This window comes from Streptomyces sp. NPDC024687, from assembly GCF_055559055.1.
In genome coordinates, this window is record NZ_JBVHLJ010000002.1 from 608,165 (window position 1) to 625,155 (window position 16,991).

Sequence of the window (16,991 nt, forward strand, 5' to 3'; positions counted from 1 at the left end):
CTCTCGTGCCGCTTTCGTGTCAGCTCTCGTCCGGGGCCGGTACCCGTCCCGGGGGCTCCGGCTCGGCGGTCGGCAGGAACCGGCCGATGAAGACCTTGTACAGGGCCGCTCCCAGCAGACCTCCGATCAGGGGGCCGACGATCGGCACCCAGAAGTAGAGGTGCCCGTACTGATCTCGCCACGCTCCGCCGTACCCGGTGAAGAAGCTGGCCAGCCGGGGACCGAAGTCGCGTGCCGGGTTGATCGCGTACCCCGCGTTGGTGCCCCAGGCCATACCGATGGCCACGACGATCAGACCGACGATGAACGGCGCCAGGTTGGCGCCGGGGGGCGTGTTGAGCAGGTCCGTGACCGCGAGGATCAGCAGCAGCAGGATCGCGGTGCCGATGACCTGGTCGCGGAGTGCGCCCCAGTCGCTGACCGGCAGGTTCGGGTTGCCGTTGGCGGGGAGTGTGGAGAACACGCCCTGCGTCTTGATCGTGTGGGTGGGATCCGCCTTCGCCAGCGCCTCGGTGTAGTTCCACCGGACGATCAGGGCTGCCACGAAGGCGCCGGCCGTCTGGGCCAGCGCGTAGGGAGCCACTTTGCTCCACGGGAAACCCTTGAACGCCGCCAGCGCGACGGTCACCGCGGGATTGAGGTGAGCACCGCTCAGCCTCGCCGCGACATACACACCCAGGGTGACGCCGAGGCCCCAGGCCCAGGCGATGCTGTCGTGATTTCCCAGGCCACCCGGCGGAGTCGTGAGGGCTCCGCCTGCCACGACCTGAGCCACCACGCCACAACCGAAGAGGATGAGGATCATCGTGCCGGCGAATTCCGCTGAAAGCTCGCCGACCAGTCCTGATCTCTTGAGTCGCTCAGCCATGGGTACCCGCTTCCCGCCGGCCCGAGGACCGGCCGTCGACTCCCCCGAGTACTCCACACATCAGTGTAAAACGGGCCGGAGCCATGCGCGCGCGAGCCGACACTGCGGCTCACGAGCAGCTCTCGGCGGTGCAGGTCGGCAGCGAGCACCCGTCGCGGATGTCCACGGGGAGACGGACACTGGAGACGGACACTGCGGCAGAGGTTCCGCCGCCGTTCCACCCGGGAGGTTCCCATGAAGATGCTCATCAACAGTCCGGAGACCGTGGTCGCCGACGCCCTGCGGGGGGTCGCTGCCGCCCACCCGGAGCTGGACGTGGACGTGGAGCGGCGGGTGGTCGTACGGCGAGACGCGCGGGAGGGCGGACGGGTCGGGCTGGTGTCCGGCGGAGGCTCCGGGCACGAGCCGCTGCACGCCGGCTTCGTCGGGTACGGGATGCTGTCGGCCGCGTGTCCCGGGGATGTGTTCACCTCGCCCGTTCCGGACCAGATGCTGCGCGCGGCGAGCGCCGTCGAGGCCGGACAGGGCGTGCTGTTCGTCGTCAAGAACTACACCGGGGACGTGCTGAACTTCCAGATGGCCGCCGAGCTCGCCGAGGAGGACGGCGTCCGGGTCGAGCGGGTCCTGGTCGACGACGACGTCGCCGTCACCGACAGCCTGTACACGGCCGGGCGGCGGGGCACCGGGGCGACCCTGTTCGTGGAGAAGATCGCGGGGGCGGCCGCCGAGGAGGGCGCACCGCTGGAGCAGGTTGCCGCGATCGCCCGGCGCGTCAACGAGTCCTCGCGCAGCTTCGGCGTGGCGCTCAGCGCCTGCGCCACTCCCGCGAAAGGCGGCCCGACCTTCGACCTGCCGGACGGGGAGATGGAGCTCGGCGTCGGGATCCACGGCGAGCCGGGCCGGGAGCGGCGCGCGATGATGCCGGCCCGGGCGATCGCGGAGGTCGCGGTGGGCGCCGTGCTCGACGAGCTGGTGGAGGTGGCTCCGGCCGACGGGCCGGTACTGGCCCTTGTCAACGGGATGGGTGCGACGCCGCTGCTGGAGCTGTACGGGTTCCACGCCGAGGTGGCCCGGTTGTTGGAGGCCCGGGGCGTGCCGGTGGCGCGGACGCTCGTCGGCAACTACGTGACGTCGCTGGACATGGCGGGCTGCTCGGTGACGCTGTGCCGGGCCGACGCGGAAATGCTGCGGCTGTGGGACGCGCCCGTGCAGACCGCCGCGCTGCGCTGGGGCCGCTGACCCCCGGTCGATCGAGGACTACGACCGCTTCCCCCCCTTGAGGCCGGCCGGACCCACTCTGTCCGACCACACGCGGTGCTCGACCGCCTCCACCGCCTGTCTGAGCAACTCGGCGTCCCGAGGATCGGTCCACGCACAAGGCCGCCCTCGGGAGCGCTGGTGGTGCCGCGAGCAGGCATGCCCATACCCTCGGAACCCACCCCCTTGTCAGGGCCATGACCCTCTTCTACAGTCCCCGGATACGGAGATTGTGGGAGCGCTCCCACGAGTGAGGTGTTCCAGCACTCACTCCCCTCCCTCCGAGAGGACTCCCGTACGAACGTCACGGCGCCCCGTCACGAAGAAGGCGGATCCCTCCATGCAGCTTCTTTCGACCCCCCGCTCACCGGCCCGAAGGCGCACCGCCACGTTACTGGCAGCGCTCTGCTGCGCCGCGTCACCCGTCGTGGCCGCGGCGGCCCAGCCGCCCGCGGCGAGCGCCGCCGTCACTGAGGTCCTGGGCAACGCGACCCACTTCGCCGGGCTCGGCAGCCCCTACGGCGGCTGCGGTCTGCCGCAGCGCGAACTGGACAGCCAGGACTTCGTGGCGCTCAACGTGTTCAACACACCCGGCGACTACTCGAGCACCTACCCCCGCCCGGTGCCGGACTCGAGCGCATCGGTCAAGGGCGTCTTCGACAACGGCCGCAACTGCGGCCGCTGGGTCAAGGTCACCATCGGGGACTACTGCACCGGCACCAACGACGGCGCCCCGGGCCGGCCCTTCTGCCGCAACGGCTCCTGGGTGGCCGACAAGTACAACGGGGCCACCCTGAACATGCTCGTCGCGGACAGCTGCGCCGATTCCAACGCCTGGTGCCGGGACGACCCCAACCACCTCGACCTGGCAACCGACTCCCTCAACCGCTTCCGGATCGGCGGCACCCCCGTGGGGACGATGTACCCGGACCACTGGAACAACCGTCATGTCTCCTGGAGCTTCGTCCCGGCCCCGGACTACAGCGGTGACATCCGTATCGGCTTCCTCAGGGGGGCCCAGCGGTACTGGCCCGCCATCGCCATCTCCCATCTGCCGGGCGGCATTCACGGCGTCCAGTACCTGGCGAACGGCACCTGGACCGACGCCGCGATGAACAGCGACATGGGGCAGTCCTACGTCATCGGCGCGACGGCCTCCGGCCAGAGCAGCTTCACCATACGGATCCGCGACGCGGCCGACGCCTGGCTGGGCGGCGGCCGTACGTACTCCTTCTCGCTGCCGTCAGGCTGCGCGGGAGGCTGCTCGCAGGACTACACCGCCGTCCCTTACACCACCGACAGCTCCGGAGGGACACCGCCTACCACTCCCGCGCCGAGCCCCTCCGGCGACACCGCCTGCACGGCGGAGTGGAAGCTGAGCGGCTCATGGCAGGGCGGGTACCAGGCCGACGTCACGGTCACCAACACCGGGTCCCGGCCGGTCACCGACTGGTCGGTGCACCACACCCTGCCGGGCGGTGTGACCGTGGCGAACCGCTGGAACGCGGTGGTGGATCCGTCCCGCCCCGCCACCACCGTTCACAACGGCACACTCTCCTGCACCGCGTCCTGAACTCCCGGAGATTGATCATGGTCATGACTTCATTACGCGTGCGCCGCCACCGCCTGCCGGTCTGGGCATTGGTGCTGACCGTGGTGGTGGTGGCCCTTCCCGCCATCGCGACGTCGCGCGCTCAGGGCGCGGCGACGGGCTGCACGGTCACGTACACCACCAACGCGTGGTCCGGCGGCTTCACCGCCCAGATCCGCGTCACGAATCTCGGCGCCGCCCTGAACGGCTGGCGGCTGGAGTGGACCTACGGCGGCGACCAGCAGGTCACGTCCGCCTGGAACGCGCAGGTCACCCAGTCGGGCAGCGCGGTGACCGCCGTGAACGTCGCGCACAATGCCCAGCTCGCCGCCGGCGGGTCCGTGGACTTCGGGCTCCAGGGCACCTGGCGCACCGCCGACCCGGCTCCCACCGCCTTTGCCCTGGGCGGCACGCCGTGCGGCGGAACCGCGAGTCCCACCCCGACGGCGACCGCCTCACCGACAGCGACCGCGACAGCCACGGCACCGGCCGAATGCGCCGGGGCGACGATCTGCTCCGACTTCGAGGACCAGACCGGTACCGTGCCCTCGGGCCCCTGGCAGACCGCGGCACCCGACTGCCAGGGCACGGGGAAGGTCAGCGTCGACACGTCCGTCGCCTACAGCGGCACCAGGTCGCTGCGCGTCGACGGCGGCGCCGGCTACTGCAACCACGTCTTCGCAGCCTCCACCCGCGATCTGTCCTCCGTCGGGCCCGTGGTGTACGTACGCATGCGGGTCCGGCACACCACCGCCCTGCCTACCGGCCACGTCACCTTCGTATCCATGCCGGACGCCTCACAGGGCGGCAGGGCGCTGCGGGTCGGCGGGCAGAACGGCGCGCTGCAGTGGAACCGCGAGAGCGACGACGCAACGCTGCCGGAACAGAGCCCGGCGGGGGTCGCGCTCAGCACGCCGCTGCCGACCGGCCGGTGGCTGTGCCTGCGGTTCCAGATCGACACCACCGCCCAGTCCATGCGCACCTGGGTCGACGACGGGGAGGTCGCCGGACTGCACGTGGACGGGGTGGCGACCCAGAACGTCGACGGGCAGTGGCTCTCTCGTAGGATCCCTCCCCGCCCCACCGGCCTGCGCCTGGGCTGGGAGAGCTACGGCACCGGGGACGACACTCTCTGGTTCGACGACGTGGCCCTGGGCTCCTCACCGATCGGCTGCTGACGCCCGCATGGGATCCGTCGGGAAGACAGGATCCGAACGCGCGACAGTTGTTGATTCCTTGATCCGTACTGCACGCAGTACCCGCTGGTGGACCGGTCAGCTGCAGGCCCTCGGCCTGGTCCCGGCTCACCGGCTCGTCGATCAGTTGGGTATCGAGCTCATCGATCCCTTACGGCAAACGAGGAGATCAAGTGAAACGTCGTCACGCCTTAGTGGCCACCGGTGCCGCCGGTGCACTGATCGTGGGTGGCCTCGCCATCGCCACCCTGCCAGCATCGGCAGCCGCCACCGGCTGCTCGGTCGCGTACAAGGTGCAGAGCCAATGGCCGGGAGGGTTCACCGCGGACCTGGCCATCACCAATCTCGGCTCCCCCGTGCGAGGGTGGACCGCGACGTTCGACTTCCCGAACTCCGACCAGAAGGTCACCAACGGCTGGAGTGCCACCTGGACACAGTCCGGAACCCACGTGTCCGCCACCAGCCTCGACTGGAACGGGGCGGTGGATACGGGCGGGTCGGCTTCCATCGGGTTCACCGGTGCGTGGAAGGGCGCCAATCCGGAACCCGCATCGGTTGCGCTCAACGGCGTGACCTGTACCGGCTCGGTGACATCCCCGACCCCCAGCCCCACCACCACTCCGACCAGCGGTCCCAGTGGTCCGGCCCCGGAACTGAAGGTTTCCGGCAACAAGATCGTCACCGCGAGCGGCAAGCAGTACCGGCTGCTGGGTGTGGACCGCTCCAGCGGTGAATACGCTTGTGTACAGGGCAAGAGGCTATGGGACAGCGGCCCGGTCGACCAGGCGTCCGTCGACGCGATGAAGACCTGGAACATCCACGCGGTACGCGTGCCGTTGAACGAGGAATGCTGGCTCGGCATCAACGGCTCGCCCAGTGGAGCCACCTACCAGCAGGGCGTCAAGGACTACGTCAACCTGCTGGTGGCCAATGGCATCACCCCGATCCTCGATCTGCACTGGACCCGGGGTGCCTACACCAACGGGCCGGACTGGCACTGCAAGGACGCCACCGCGACGTGCCAGAAGCCGATGCCGGACGCGCAGTACGCCCCCCAGTTCTGGACCGGTGTCGCCAACGCGTTCAAGGGCAACGACGCCGTCGTTTTCGATCTGTTCAACGAGCCGTACCCGGAGGTCGCCGGCAACTGGGACAAGACCCTCGGCTGGACGTGCTGGCGAGACGGCAGCACCTGCACCGGCCTTCCCTATGAAACCGCCGGCATGCAGGACCTGGTCGACGCTGTTCGGGCAACCGGAGCGACCAACGTCCTCATGCTGGGTGGCCTGGAGTGGGCCAACGACATGCGGGAGTGGCTGACGTACAAGCCGACCGACCCACTGAACAACCTCGCCGCGTCCTGGCACTCCTACAGCTTCAACGCCTGCGCGACCGAATCCTGCTGGGACAGCCAGGTCGCCCCGCTCGCGCAACAAGTGCCGGTCGTCATCGGTGAGTTCGGCCAGGACAACTGCGGCTTCGACTACATGCAGCGGCTCGTCGACTGGGCCGACGCGCACAACATGGGTTATCTCGCATGGACCTGGAACCCGTGGGGCTGCAGCACCGGCGCCGTGCTCATCAAGGACTGGGCCGGAACCCCGGAACCTGGCGTCGGCGAGGGGCTGAAGGCCCACCTGATCAGCCAGGACCCCTACACGACCCCGTAACCGCCCACCCAGCGGCTGCCCAGCCGCGCACGACGCCGCCCCGGCCGGATGCACCAACGGCACAACCCGGCCCGGGCGGCTTTCGACCACCACGAGTGTGAGTGTGGCGAGGTGCTCGATCCGCAGCCCACAGGGGGGTCGCCGGCTCCCGGACTCCAGGTGTGAACCCGGTCTGCGGCCGGCATCGGAGCGTCCCGCACCAGCCGGATGCCCATTCGTCCTTGTCCGACAGGGTTCCTCGTGCGTGCAGGCGGAGGGTCTGCTTGACAGTGCAGGCCACGAGCGCTTGGCGACCGGCTCCAGGCCACCCGTGACGACATCGTCAAGGTCAGCCCCGCCCGGGCCCCGGCTGACGACCACCACCGCGGCTGGGGAGATCGCGTCCCTTTCGCCGCCTGCACCGCCCGGACAGGCGAGGTCTCAGGCTGCCGCGTCGGAGACATCGACACCAGCCAATGGATCTGGACCGTGCGCGGTCCCCGACCGGCCCCCATAAATGATCAAGGGCCGGTTGCGGAAACCTCCGAAACCGGCCCTCACCTCCGACTGTCTCCAGTCGGGACGACAGGATTTGAACCTGCGACCCCTTGACCCCCAGTCAAGTGCGCTACCAAGCTGCGCCACGTCCCGGTGCGCTGCCCCGCGGTGGATCGCGGGAGCGCGCCGAAAGAACTTTACCCCACGGTGGGGGCCGCACCGAAGCCGACGCCGGGCGCGGCACAATCGGCGTATGGCCAGTACATCCTCAGGACGGCAGACGGGCGCGCGGGACCGGGACGACGAGGGGCGGGCGCGCAACGCCCGGCCGCGGGACGGGCTCGGGCGGCCGCTTCCGTACGGCGCCGACGGCGTCGCCCGGCAGCCGGAGGGCGTGGTGCGCACCCCGCAGCAGACCGTGGCCGAGGCTCAGGAACTGCTGGACGCGGGGCACCCGTTCCATGCGCACGAGGTCTTCGAGGACGCCTGGAAGTCGGGCCCCGACGAGGAACGGGCCCTGTGGCGGGGACTGGCCCAGCTCGCGGTGGGACTGACCCACTCCGCCCGGGGGAACGTCACGGGCGGACCGCGGCTGCTGCGGCGGGGCGCCGGGGCCGTGGAGGAGTGGGCCGCGTCGGAGGCCGGGCGGGGGCGGCCGTACGGGATGGATCTCGCGGGGCTGGCGGACTGGGCCCGGCGGCTCGCGGACCTCGTGGAGGAGACCGGCACGAGCGTCGACGCGGGGGCACGGGCACCGCGGTTGCGTGGGTAAGCCTATCGAGGGGTGCCGGGCGGGTGCTCCCCGCGCCCCTGGGGAGCCCTGGTGGACGCGGTGTACGTGCTGTCAGTGGTGTGGGGCAGACTCGGGGGGTGCGAAAGATTCATGTCATCGGTATCGGCGCGGGCGACCCCGAGCAGCTCACCCTCCAGGCGGTCAGGGCGCTGCGGGACACGGACGTGTTCTTCGTCCTGGACAAGGGCGAGGTGAAGAGCGATCTCACCCAGCTGCGCCGGGACATGCTGGACGCGCACATATCGGAGGGGTCGTACCGGGTGGTCGAGGCCCGGGACCCGGACCGGGACCGTGCGGCGGGCGGCGCCGCCTACTCCCCCGCCGTCGGTGACTGGCGCAGCGCCCGTGCCGACATCTACGAGCGGCTGATCTCCGAGGAACTGGGCGAGGAGGACAGCGGCGCGTTCCTGGTGTGGGGGGATCCGGCGCTGTACGACAGCACGCTCGGCGTCCTGGAGGAGATCCTGGAGCGGGGCTCGGTGTCCTTCGAGTACGACGTCGTGCCCGGCATCAGCAGTGTGTCGGCGTTGGTGGCACGGCATCGCACCGGGCTGAACCGGGTCGCGCGGCCCGTCCAGATCACCACCGGGCGGCGCCTCGCCGAGGGGTTCCCGGAGGGGGTGGACGACGTGGTCGTGATGCTCGACGCCCACCAGGCCTTCCGCGCGTACGCCGACCAGGACATCGACATCTACTGGGGCGCCTACATAGGCACGCCCGACGAGATCCTCGCCTCCGGTCCGATCGCCGAGACCGCGCCCCGGATCGAGCGGCTGCGTGCCGAGGCCAGGGAGCGCAAGGGCTGGATCATGGACACGTATCTGCTGCGCCGGAATCCCGAGCAGCGGTAGGCGCCGGAAGCACGGTGGCCACCCGGCGGACCGCCCCGTAGGCAGGGGTGATCCTCACGGTGAGCCGAGCTGGTCCAGCCATCTCTGCGCGCCCGCCACGTCGAGCACCGTCCTCACCCCGTCCGGGAGGGGCGGTCGGCGTACGACCACCACGGGCAGGGCCAGTTCGCGGGCGGCCGTGAGTTTGGCGGACGTGGCCGTTCCCCCGCTGTCCTTGGTGACCAGGACGTCGATGCAGTGGTCGTGGAGGAGCGTCGACTCGTCGGTCACCGTGAAGGGGCCGCGGGCCAGGAGGACTTCGGTGTGCGGAGGCATGGGCGGCTCGGGCAGCTCCACCGACCGTACGACGAAGTGCAGTTGGGTGAGGTGCGCGAAGGCGGCGAGTTCCGTGCGGCCGGTGGTCAGGAACACGCGTCGGCCGAGGCTCGGCAGCAACTGAGCGGCCTCGTCCAGGGAGTCGACCGCATGCCAGCGGTCCCCCGGTCCGGGCCGCCAGCCAGGGCGGCTCAGCACCACGGAGGGCACGCCGGTCGCGGCGGCCGCCCGGGCCGCATGAGCGGTGACCGCCCGGGCGAAGGGATGCGTGGCGTCGACCAGTGCGTCGACCCGCTCCTCCCGCAGCCAGCCGGCCAGCCCCTCCACCCCGCCGAACCCCCCGATCCGCATCTCCCCCGCGACTGTGCCCGGCCGGGCCACCCGCCCCGCGAGAGAGGTGGTGACGCGGACTCCCGGCCGCGACGCGAGCGCGGCGGCCAGTTCACGGGCCTCGGTGGTGCCGCCGAGGATCAGGATGTGCGGGGACATGGCGGGTAGCGTACGAGGTCAGGGGTGGGGCGCGGCGGGCCGGGTGACGAGCGCCAGGGAGCCCTGGGTCACAAGACCACTCGGCGCGTCAGCGGAGCAGCAACTGCACGCCGCCCACGATCGTCGCCGCGATCACCAACTGTTCGAAGAGCCGCTGGTTGATCCGGTTCACCGCCCATTTTCCGAGGAGCGCGCCGGGCACGACGAACGCCACGAGGGCGAGGTCGAGCAGCAGCGAGTGGCCGTCGATCAGGCCGAGGCCGACGCTGAAAGGCACTTTGGAGACGTTGACGATCAGGAAGAAGAACGCCGAGGTGCCGAGGAAGCCGAGCTTGCGGAAGCCCGCCGACAGCAGGTACATCGACATCACCGGGCCGCCGGCGTTGGCGACCATGGTGGTGAAGCCGCCGAGGACGCCGTAGGAGCGGGCCTTGACACGGCCGGTCCGGGTGACGACCGAGTCGGGGTCCTGCTCCGCGTCGGCCGTGCGGCGGCGCCAGACCGTCACCGCGGCCATGAACAGCAGGATCGCGCCGATCGACGTCCGTACCATCCCGTCGTCCGCCCATTGCAGGAACAGCGTGCCGGCGACCACGCCGACAGCGACCGCCGGGAACAGCCGCCAGAGGGTGGGCCAGTGAGCGTGCCGCCGGTAGGTGAGCACCGCGAGCACGTCACCGGCGATCAGGATCGGCAGCAGCGCGCCGGTGGAGGCGCGGGCGGGCAGCACCGCGGCGAAGATGGCGAGGCTGACCGTGTTGGCCCCGCTGACGGCCGTCTTGGAGAAGCCGACGAGCAGGGCCGCGGCGGCGAGCGCGGCGAACCCCCAGACGGAAATGTGCCAGAGCGTCATCGTGTCCATGCGGAGACCGATGCTAAGTGCAGGTAACCGGTGTCGTAAGTGCCGTCTCGCCGAGTGGTCCTGTCGACGCCCTCGGGCTAGTGCCGTTCCACCAGGACCGCGCTCCCCTGGCCGACTCCCACGCACATCGTCGCCAGTCCGCGCGCCGCCCCCGTCCGTCGCATCCGGTGCAGCAGGGTCGTGAGGATGCGGGCGCCCGAACAGCCGAGCGGGTGGCCCAGCGCGATCGCGCCGCCGGTCGGGTTGACCCGCTCGGGGTCGATGCCGAGCTCGTCGACGCAGGCCAGGGCCTGGGCGGCGAAGGCCTCGTTGAACTCGGCCTCCTCGATGTCGCCGATGCTCCAGTCCACGCGGGCGAGCGCCTTGCGGGTGGCGGGGACCGGGCCGATGCCCATCACGTCGGGGTGGACGCCCGCCGAGGCTCCGGCGGTGTAACGGCCCAGGGACTCCAGCCCCAGGTCGTTCAAGGCCTCTTCGCTGACCAGGAGGAGTCCCGCCGCGCCGTCGTTCATGGGGGAGGCGTTGCCCGCGGTGACGGTGCCGCCGGCCCGGAAGACGGGCTTCAGGCGGGCCAGCTTGTCGTACGAGGTGTCCTCGCGGATGCACTCGTCGCTGTCGACGAGCACACCGTCAGGGCGCTCCACCGGGATGAGTTCGTCGTCGAAGTGGCCGTTCTTACGGGCCTCGGCGGCGAGGCGGTGGCTGCGCAGGGCGAACTCGTCCTGGCGTTCGCGCGGGATGCCGTAGCGCTGGGCGACCTCCTCGGCGGTCTCGCCCATGGGCAGCAGGCCGTGGAGTTCCTTCATGGCCGGGTTGACCAGGCGCCAGCCGAGCCGGGTGTCGTGGGTCTCCATCCGGTGCGGCAGCGCCTCGTCGGGGCGGGGCAGCACGAAGGGGGCACGGCTCATCGACTCGGAGCCACCCGCGAGCACGATGTCGGCCTCACCGGCGGCGATGGTACGGGCCGCGAGCGTCACGGCCTCCAGGCCGGAGGCGCACAGCCGGTTGACCGTGGCACCGGGCACGGTCTCGGGCAGTCCGGCGAGCAGCGCGGCCATGCGGGCCACATTGCGGTTGTCCTCGCCGGCCTGGTTGGCGGCGCCCCAGTAGACGTCGTCGATGCGCGCCGGGTCGAGCGCGGGGACGTCGGCGACCAGGGCGCGGATCACGGTGGCGGCGAGATCGTCGGGGCGTACGGCGGACAGGGCGCCGCGGAGTCTGCCGATGGGGGTGCGGCGGGCGGCCGCGAAGTGAACGGGGCGCACGACTTGACTCCTGACCGTCGGGATCCGGGGGACCGGGAGGCTTTTCCTCGGCAGCACTTTAATTAGCACCGCTAGTTTCGGACAATAGCCGGAGGAGACGGGGCCTGGCACGGGGCCCGCCCTGCCAGGTCGCAGGTCTTCGCAGATGTGACGGGTTTCCTCGGCGGTGTGCTCACACCCTGAGACGCCGCTGTTTGCACGATTGCGGCCGGGGCACCCGCGCCCCCATGGAGTGGTTGCGTCGAGCGGCCTGTGTGGGAGAGGACCCCGAGTTGTTCTTCCCCGTGGGCACGCAAGGACCCGCGCTGCGGGACACAGCGGCGGCGAAACGCGTCTGTGCCCGCTGCCCGGTCGCCCCCGAGTGCCTCGACCTGGCGCTCAGCAGCGGGCAGACCTCGGGCGTGTGGGGCGGGACCGGCGAGCAGGAGCGCGACGAACTGCTCCGCACCGGCATTGACCATGCCAGAAGGAGGAGCACGGTATGACTGTGGTCAGGAGCACCCTGTCCGATTCGGCCCGCGAGACGGCCGGGGACGCCCTGCAGAGCACCCTGGTGGATCTGATCGGCCTGTCGCTGATCGGGAAGCAGGCCCACTGGAACATCGTGGGCCCGCGGTTCCGGTCCATCCACCTCCAGTTGGACGAGGTGGTGACGACGGCCCGCTCGTTCTCCGACACGGTGGCGGAACGTGCCGCGGCCCTGGGGGTGTCGCCCGACGGCCGCCCCGAGACGATCGCCTCCGCCTACACGCTGCCGGGCTCGAAGAGCGGCTGGATCCGGGACGACGACGTCGTCCGGTTGATCGTGGAGACGCTGGAGGCGGCCATCGGCCGGCTGCGCGAGCGCATCGAGGCGACCGAGAAGGCCGATCCGGTCACGCAGGACCTGCTGATCGGCATCACCGCAGAGCTGGAGAAGCAGCGCTGGATGTTCGAGGCCGAGAACTGGCCCCGGGACTGACCGGCCCGAAACCCCCACGGAAAGGCGCAGGCGATGACCGACCCTCTCGAACTCGACGCGCTGTGGGAGGACTTCCACCGCGTGGTGAACATGACCTCACAGGAACTGGCCGCCTGGCTGCGGGTCAGCGACGCCGCCGAGTCCGCGGAGCCGCTGCCGGAGCACGCGGGTGAGCCGACCGGGCAGCATGTCCTCGCGATCCTCCAGAAGCGGCGCACGGACCTGACCGACGACGACATCGAGGTCATGTACGAGGTGGTGGACACCGTGGACGCCTGGCCTGCTGATCAGGGCGTTGGCCTGCGCGAGGTCCTTTTGGGTCTAGCTGAAGGTCGCGGAAGTTAGCTGCATCGCGCTGATTCTCACAATGATCGTCTCCCATCCGTCTCCCATGCCGCCAGAATTCGGCCGGGAAGCGGGGTGAGCAACCGGGTTGCTTGGGGCGTAAATAGAAGAGCCGGAGCCGGAGTCGTCTTGCACACCTTGGGGGTTGTGGACCGACTCCGGCTCCGGCTCTTGCCTAACGAGCGCCTCCCCGCACTCGATACGGGGAGAGTTCACTCGTTCGGGCGGGTACGCGACGAGCGGTGTCGGGTACCCCATCAGGTCCACCACTCAGCCGTCGTAGGGGGTACACGGCTGAGTGGTGGCCCATTCGGCCCTGCGGGAACCTGAACCCCGCAGCGCCGAAGCCTCAATCTGTAGTTGCCAAAGGGCCTTGGTGACGGCCTTGATATATCAAGGCCCGGATGATGCCCCTAGCGTCGGACTCCACGTCATGATCGTCGCCAGGGGTCCGGATGCCGCCAGTTGCGCGCCACAGGCGGATCGCTGCTGACATCCAGCGCCGTATCGCCGCTGGCGAGTGGCGGCCGGGCCAGGATCTGCCTTCGAGAGCCGAGCTAGCTGCCGAACTCGGCGTACATGAACAAACGGTGCGCCTCGCCTACGTTCTCCTGCGCCGGGCCGGCGTCTTGGAGGGCGAGCAGCGCCGGGCCGTGTATGTGGCGCATCCTCCACCTATGCGCACTCTCACGGACGCGGACGCCGAGTGGCCGTATTCCAGCGAGACCACCGACACCCGCTCGCGTCCCGCCACGGTGGAGCTTGCGGAGCGGCTTGGCGTCCACGAGGGCGCGATGCTGCGGCACGAGACGGTGGAGTGCCTGGACCCGGGTGGCAGGTCGGCGATGCTGGTGTCGTCGTGGTGGCGTGGCCAGCGTCGGCCGCATGCTTCCTATACGGCTGAGCTGGGTGTGGTGTCGCTGGCCGAGGAGCAGGCTCATGCGCTTGGGCTGCTGGTGGACGCTGTCGCGTTCCGTGTGGTGCGTACCCGCCTCGACCATTTAGGTCGCCCCCTGGAGACTTCCGATCTGATTTTGCCCATGGATCGCTGGCTGATTCGTCTTGCGCCCACGCGTGAGCAGTGAGCGCTTTCATGCTTGGCGTTGGGGGGCGCCGAGTCACGAGTAAAGCCGAGTTTCGGTCGTGAGGGAAGGTGTCCCCTGCATATTTGTTGACCTTTAGTCGACGTGCCGTCTCTTTGTGTAACCGCTGGTGGGGCGTTGGCCAAACGTTCCTGCGGGTAACCCCGCCGGGCGCATGAGACGCCCCCAGGCAGGGTCAGGACCGTTCGATACGGGCCACCCGCCGACGGTGGCAGCGGTGGCCGCATCGCGTCAGCGGTACAGCCGGCCCTGCCCCCGCCTTCAGGTCGACGTTCCCGTCACAGTGCCCACACTCCCCGATCCGGCAGGGCCCGCACACGTCGCGTCGCTCACCGCCCGCCGCGGTCACAGGGCGCCTCGCAGTCCGGCGGGTGATTGGGCGGGGCACACGTAGACGGGCCCGAGCCCGGCGCCGCTGGGCGATAACCGTTCTCCGATGCGGATGCCCGGATGGTCGAGGCTGCCGCAGGGGCAGGGTTCGGTGGTGGTCTGGTGCTGGGGCGGGGGTTCCGTAGGCTCGGCCACGTCGACGCTCCGTTCGTCGGCCATGCCCCCGGGCCGCGGCGCAAGCGGTCGCGGGGGTCTCGTGCAATTGCAGGCTAGTCCTGCTTGTATCGGTCTGTCTCGCGACGTCTCGATACGTAGCCCGAGATGCCGGCTTGTGGTGCCCTGTCTAGCTTCGGATCATGGCGACTGATCCGGACGCGGAGATTGACCACGAGGGTCCTGTCACTCCTTATCGGCAGCTCGCCGAGATCCTGAAGGCCCGGATTGCCCGCGGCGACTGGGCGGACGGCAGGCCGATCGCCAGCGAGACACGGCTGGTGCAGGAGTACGGGATCGCCCGGACCACCGTGCGGCGAGCCCTCGACGTGCTCGTTGAGGAGCGGGTCGTGTGGAAGGTGCAGGGGCGCGGAACCTACGTCGGCCAGCCGCCCTCGCCATGAGTCTCTGACAGTGCCCGTCGATAGAATCTGTGGCGTGTCCCCCACTCCGTCCGAGCGCCCTCCGACGTGCACGGCCGCCGACCGCGCGGCCGAGCTCAACGCCGCCATCCGCGCCCTGTGGGCCGGACGCGGACACCCGGCGCCGCCCTTGTCGGAGGCGCAGCGGGCCGAGTATCGGCGGCTCCTCGCCGAGCTCGACCGGGTCACACGCGGAGACGTGACGACCGCGGCGTGACGTTCAGGCGTCCACGATGACCCCGAGCATCATCAGGCGGTAGCCCATCGCGGCCGGGCTCAGGTCGAAGCGGTCGGCGAGGATCTGCACCAGTTCTCGAGCCGTCCCGAACGTCGCCTCGGCTGCCGCCCTTCGCACGGCCCCTTCGGGGGCGAGGAGCGCGCCCGCAAAGCGGTTGGCCTCAGCCTCCTCGCGGTCGGTAGGCAGACTGGCGAGGTTGCCGTAGGAGTAGCGGGCCGAGGTGTCGAGGATCAGCTCGCGGGCGCGGTGCATCTGAAAGTGGCCGATGAGATGGGCCAGCGCGAACCTCTGGGTGGCCGCAGAGTGCTGCGGGTTGAGCCCGATAGCGTCCTGACCGTCGCGTCGTAGGAGTATGCCGGACAGCCCGGCCGGGCCACCCTCCCGGATGACCAGGATGCCGAGTTCGCGCGCCACCTTCTCCGGGTTGATGGGGAGATCCGTGAGGCCGAACTGGTCGATCAATTCGCGGGCCGCGACGTCGGCTCTGGACATGCGGCTCCTCCGTCAGGTTGGGCAGTGCGCTCATCGTAGGATCCTGCGGTGGCCACAATCGACTTCCCCGACAACCTGATCGCGCTGGAGACGACCGCCTGGGAGGAGATCCAGGCTGGGCGGCTTACCGTCGAGACGGCAGCCGCCGTACAGGAGCGGCTCACCCAGTTCGCGGCCGAGGCGGGCATCGACCGGCACACAGCGGAGATGGCGCTGAAGCGGGCCGTGCGGCATGCGGCAGTCGCCGAGGGCTAGATGTCGCAACGCCCCGCCCGGTCGCTGTCCCGGGCAGGGCGTCATTCGAATAGCCAACCGGGCCATACGAGCACGGATGGATGCCCCCATGCTACGACGGGCCACCGACAAAGCCGGGGCGACGACTCGACAGGACGTAGGTCCCAGATCCGAAGCTCTGCTCGGCGGCCCGCCGCAGGCCTGTGCGGATCCGCTGGAAGCCCTCGCCGACCGATTGCAAGGCGGGCGACTGCGCCAGCACGGGCGCGGGCGCGGGCGGGTAATGCCGGTCGAGCTGCTTCAGTGCACGCTCGGCGTTCGGGTACGGGCGGTACGACGTGGGCGCCTCCTCGCGTCCTCGCCAGGATGGCAGACGGTTACGCCTCGTCCGGCCAGGTCGTCAACGTCGCGCCGGTCTCCTCGTCGACGAGGGTGATGCGCGCGTCCGGCAGGGTGCCCCAGCTGCCCACCCAGACCGGCAGCTGATCCCGCGCCGTCGCTTCGACCGGCCACCAGCCCTGCATGACCGGGCGGCCGGCGGAGGTGAGGGTGAGGTGGAAGCGTTCCGGGGCGGTCACGCGGGCTTGCGGTTCTTCGGTCGGCCGTGACGCTCGAGGATTCGGTAGAGCCGCGACGGGGGCATCCCGGCCGCGATCGCGATGCCTTTGCGGTCGGCCTGCTCGTGCGTCTTGTCGGCCTCGATGATGGCCAGGTCCCGGAACTCCTCAAGGTGCTTGATGACGCGGGATGTCTGGGCGATAAGGCTCGTCAGTTGGTTGTAGCCGGACAGCTGGTCGCCGTTGCCGGCGTGCTGGGGAGGCTGGACGTCGGCGCGGTTGCGGATGGCGTCCATGAACGCCTCGGCAAGGTCGGGGTGGACGTCGCACACGATTCCGACGTTGTCGTTGTCCTCGCTGCCGAATCGGGCGAACCACTTCTTCATCATGACGCGAACGCTACTCGCATCGCGTTCGCTACACAAGGGGTAGCTCGAGCTATATAGCGAACGCAACACGCAT

The 16,991-nt window shown here is 70.0% G+C and carries 20 protein-coding genes, 1 tRNA gene and 1 pseudogene; 14 read left to right on the forward strand and 8 right to left on the reverse strand.

Annotated elements, in window-relative coordinates:
• Nucleotides 1-19: 19 nt before the first annotated feature.
• Nucleotides 20-868, reverse strand: coding sequence for an MIP/aquaporin family protein (locus ACZ39I_RS09160; protein ID WP_467243805.1), 849 nt, complete (start codon nucleotides 866-868; stop codon nucleotides 20-22).
• Nucleotides 869-1,102: 234 nt separating this feature from the next.
• Between ACZ39I_RS09160 and dhaK the strand changes: the two genes are divergently transcribed.
• The 4 genes from dhaK to ACZ39I_RS09180 all read left to right on the forward strand — a co-directional run bounded on the left by dhaK (nucleotide 1,103) and on the right by ACZ39I_RS09180 (nucleotide 6,582).
• Nucleotides 1,103-2,107: a dihydroxyacetone kinase subunit DhaK gene (gene dhaK, locus ACZ39I_RS09165; protein ID WP_467243806.1), complete on the forward strand. Its 1,005-nt coding sequence runs from the start codon at nucleotides 1,103-1,105 to the stop codon at nucleotides 2,105-2,107.
• A gap of 358 nt (nucleotides 2,108-2,465) precedes the next feature.
• Nucleotides 2,466-3,698 carry a cellulose binding domain-containing protein gene (locus ACZ39I_RS09170; protein WP_467243807.1) on the forward strand — a complete coding sequence of 411 codons (1,233 nt, stop codon included), beginning with the start codon at nucleotides 2,466-2,468 and terminating at the stop codon, nucleotides 3,696-3,698.
• 23 nt (nucleotides 3,699-3,721) lie between these two features.
• Entirely contained in the window at nucleotides 3,722-4,894 is a 1,173-nt protein-coding gene (locus ACZ39I_RS09175) for a cellulose-binding domain-containing protein (RefSeq protein WP_467243808.1), read from the forward strand.
• A 191-nt stretch (nucleotides 4,895-5,085) separates the two neighbouring features.
• Nucleotides 5,086-6,582 (forward strand): cellulase family glycosylhydrolase, encoded by a 1,497-nt coding sequence (locus ACZ39I_RS09180; protein ID WP_467243809.1) that lies wholly within the window; start codon nucleotides 5,086-5,088, stop codon nucleotides 6,580-6,582.
• Nucleotides 6,583-7,138: 556 nt separating this feature from the next.
• Here ACZ39I_RS09180 and ACZ39I_RS09185 read toward each other — a convergent pair.
• Nucleotides 7,139-7,212: transfer RNA gene (locus ACZ39I_RS09185), tRNA-Pro, on the reverse strand.
• 100 nt (nucleotides 7,213-7,312) lie between these two features.
• Between ACZ39I_RS09185 and ACZ39I_RS09190 the strand changes: the two genes are divergently transcribed.
• Nucleotides 7,313-7,831 carry a DUF309 domain-containing protein gene (locus ACZ39I_RS09190; protein ID WP_467243810.1) on the forward strand — a complete coding sequence of 173 codons (519 nt, stop codon included), beginning with the start codon at nucleotides 7,313-7,315 and terminating at the stop codon, nucleotides 7,829-7,831.
• Nucleotides 7,832-7,929: 98 nt separating this feature from the next.
• A complete protein-coding gene (gene cobF / locus ACZ39I_RS09195) occupies nucleotides 7,930-8,703 on the forward strand; it encodes a precorrin-6A synthase (deacetylating) (protein ID WP_467243811.1) in 774 nt (257 codons plus the stop codon).
• A 54-nt stretch (nucleotides 8,704-8,757) separates the two neighbouring features.
• Here cobF and ACZ39I_RS09200 read toward each other — a convergent pair whose 3' ends face one another.
• The 3 genes from ACZ39I_RS09200 to ACZ39I_RS09210 form a co-directional block, all read right to left on the reverse strand.
• Nucleotides 8,758-9,507 carry a cobalt-precorrin-6A reductase gene (locus ACZ39I_RS09200; RefSeq protein WP_467243812.1) on the reverse strand — a complete coding sequence of 250 codons (750 nt, stop codon included), beginning with the start codon at nucleotides 9,505-9,507 and terminating at the stop codon, nucleotides 8,758-8,760.
• An 88-nt stretch (nucleotides 9,508-9,595) separates the two neighbouring features.
• Entirely contained in the window at nucleotides 9,596-10,369 is a 774-nt protein-coding gene (locus tag ACZ39I_RS09205) for a sulfite exporter TauE/SafE family protein (protein WP_352380572.1), read from the reverse strand.
• 77 nt (nucleotides 10,370-10,446) lie between these two features.
• Entirely contained in the window at nucleotides 10,447-11,634 is a 1,188-nt protein-coding gene (locus ACZ39I_RS09210) for a thiolase family protein (RefSeq protein WP_467243813.1), read from the reverse strand.
• 227 nt (nucleotides 11,635-11,861) lie between these two features.
• Here ACZ39I_RS09210 and ACZ39I_RS09215 point away from each other — a divergent pair, with 227 nt between their 5' ends.
• The 7 genes and pseudogenes from ACZ39I_RS09215 (at nucleotide 11,862) to ACZ39I_RS09245 (ending at nucleotide 15,225) form a co-directional block, all read left to right on the forward strand.
• A complete protein-coding gene (locus tag ACZ39I_RS09215; protein ID WP_467243814.1) occupies nucleotides 11,862-12,119 on the forward strand; it encodes a WhiB family transcriptional regulator in 258 nt (85 codons plus the stop codon).
• Nucleotides 12,116-12,595 carry a Dps family protein gene (locus ACZ39I_RS09220; protein ID WP_467243815.1) on the forward strand — a complete coding sequence of 160 codons (480 nt, stop codon included), beginning with the start codon at nucleotides 12,116-12,118 and terminating at the stop codon, nucleotides 12,593-12,595. The genes ACZ39I_RS09215 and ACZ39I_RS09220 overlap by 4 nt, the downstream gene beginning before the upstream one ends.
• A gap of 33 nt (nucleotides 12,596-12,628) precedes the next feature.
• Nucleotides 12,629-12,940, forward strand: a complete 312-nt coding sequence (locus ACZ39I_RS09225; protein ID WP_467243816.1) for a DUF3140 domain-containing protein — start codon at nucleotides 12,629-12,631, stop codon at nucleotides 12,938-12,940.
• 455 nt (nucleotides 12,941-13,395) lie between these two features.
• Nucleotides 13,396-13,542: pseudogene (locus ACZ39I_RS09230) on the forward strand (GntR family transcriptional regulator); the annotation flags it as partial.
• Nucleotides 13,543-13,617: 75 nt separating this feature from the next.
• Nucleotides 13,618-14,025 carry a hypothetical protein gene (locus ACZ39I_RS09235; protein WP_467244385.1) on the forward strand — a complete coding sequence of 136 codons (408 nt, stop codon included), beginning with the start codon at nucleotides 13,618-13,620 and terminating at the stop codon, nucleotides 14,023-14,025.
• A 704-nt stretch (nucleotides 14,026-14,729) separates the two neighbouring features.
• On the forward strand, nucleotides 14,730-14,990 hold the full coding sequence (locus ACZ39I_RS09240) for a GntR family transcriptional regulator (protein WP_467243817.1): 261 nt from the start codon (nucleotides 14,730-14,732) through the stop codon (nucleotides 14,988-14,990).
• A gap of 34 nt (nucleotides 14,991-15,024) precedes the next feature.
• Nucleotides 15,025-15,225, forward strand: coding sequence for a hypothetical protein (locus ACZ39I_RS09245; protein WP_467243818.1), 201 nt, complete (start codon nucleotides 15,025-15,027; stop codon nucleotides 15,223-15,225).
• A gap of 3 nt (nucleotides 15,226-15,228) precedes the next feature.
• Here the strand turns inward: ACZ39I_RS09245 and ACZ39I_RS09250 are convergent, their stop codons facing one another.
• Entirely contained in the window at nucleotides 15,229-15,738 is a 510-nt protein-coding gene (locus tag ACZ39I_RS09250) for an ImmA/IrrE family metallo-endopeptidase (RefSeq protein WP_467243819.1), read from the reverse strand.
• Between the two features lie 48 nt (nucleotides 15,739-15,786).
• Here ACZ39I_RS09250 and ACZ39I_RS09255 point away from each other — a divergent pair, with 48 nt between their 5' ends.
• Nucleotides 15,787-15,993: a hypothetical protein gene (locus ACZ39I_RS09255; RefSeq protein WP_467243820.1), complete on the forward strand. Its 207-nt coding sequence runs from the start codon at nucleotides 15,787-15,789 to the stop codon at nucleotides 15,991-15,993.
• Between the two features lie 356 nt (nucleotides 15,994-16,349).
• On the opposite strand, the gene ACZ39I_RS09260 is transcribed toward ACZ39I_RS09255, so the two are convergent.
• Together ACZ39I_RS09260 and ACZ39I_RS09265 are read right to left on the reverse strand one after the other, a co-directional pair.
• A complete protein-coding gene (locus ACZ39I_RS09260) occupies nucleotides 16,350-16,550 on the reverse strand; it encodes a hypothetical protein (protein WP_467243821.1) in 201 nt (66 codons plus the stop codon).
• Complete coding sequence (locus tag ACZ39I_RS09265; protein WP_467243822.1) at nucleotides 16,547-16,918, reverse strand: hypothetical protein; 372 nt, start codon at nucleotides 16,916-16,918, stop codon at nucleotides 16,547-16,549. The genes ACZ39I_RS09260 and ACZ39I_RS09265 overlap by 4 nt, the downstream gene beginning before the upstream one ends.
• Between the last annotated feature and the right edge of the window lie 73 nt (nucleotides 16,919-16,991).

Bases quoted from the DNA above. Each gene is read 5' to 3' on its own strand.
- ACZ39I_RS09235 (WP_467244385.1), top strand. From the start codon at position 13,618: ATGCGCACTCTCACGGACGCGGACGCCGAGTGGCCGTATTCCAGCGAG.
- ACZ39I_RS09250 (WP_467243819.1), bottom strand. From the start codon at position 15,738: ATGTCCAGAGCCGACGTCGCGGCCCGCGAATTGATCGACCAGTTCGGC.
- ACZ39I_RS09215 (WP_467243814.1), top strand. From the start codon at position 11,862: ATGGAGTGGTTGCGTCGAGCGGCCTGTGTGGGAGAGGACCCCGAGTTG.
- ACZ39I_RS09265 (WP_467243822.1), bottom strand. From the start codon at position 16,918: ATGATGAAGAAGTGGTTCGCCCGATTCGGCAGCGAGGACAACGACAAC.
- ACZ39I_RS09190 (WP_467243810.1), top strand. From the start codon at position 7,313: ATGGCCAGTACATCCTCAGGACGGCAGACGGGCGCGCGGGACCGGGAC.
- ACZ39I_RS09175 (WP_467243808.1), top strand. From the start codon at position 3,722: ATGACTTCATTACGCGTGCGCCGCCACCGCCTGCCGGTCTGGGCATTG.
- dhaK (WP_467243806.1), top strand. From the start codon at position 1,103: ATGAAGATGCTCATCAACAGTCCGGAGACCGTGGTCGCCGACGCCCTG.
- ACZ39I_RS09205 (WP_352380572.1), bottom strand. From the start codon at position 10,369: ATGGACACGATGACGCTCTGGCACATTTCCGTCTGGGGGTTCGCCGCG.
- ACZ39I_RS09170 (WP_467243807.1), top strand. From the start codon at position 2,466: ATGCAGCTTCTTTCGACCCCCCGCTCACCGGCCCGAAGGCGCACCGCC.
- ACZ39I_RS09200 (WP_467243812.1), bottom strand. From the start codon at position 9,507: ATGTCCCCGCACATCCTGATCCTCGGCGGCACCACCGAGGCCCGTGAA.
- ACZ39I_RS09225 (WP_467243816.1), top strand. From the start codon at position 12,629: ATGACCGACCCTCTCGAACTCGACGCGCTGTGGGAGGACTTCCACCGC.
- ACZ39I_RS09160 (WP_467243805.1), bottom strand. From the start codon at position 868: ATGGCTGAGCGACTCAAGAGATCAGGACTGGTCGGCGAGCTTTCAGCG.
- ACZ39I_RS09240 (WP_467243817.1), top strand. From the start codon at position 14,730: ATGGCGACTGATCCGGACGCGGAGATTGACCACGAGGGTCCTGTCACT.
- ACZ39I_RS09220 (WP_467243815.1), top strand. From the start codon at position 12,116: ATGACTGTGGTCAGGAGCACCCTGTCCGATTCGGCCCGCGAGACGGCC.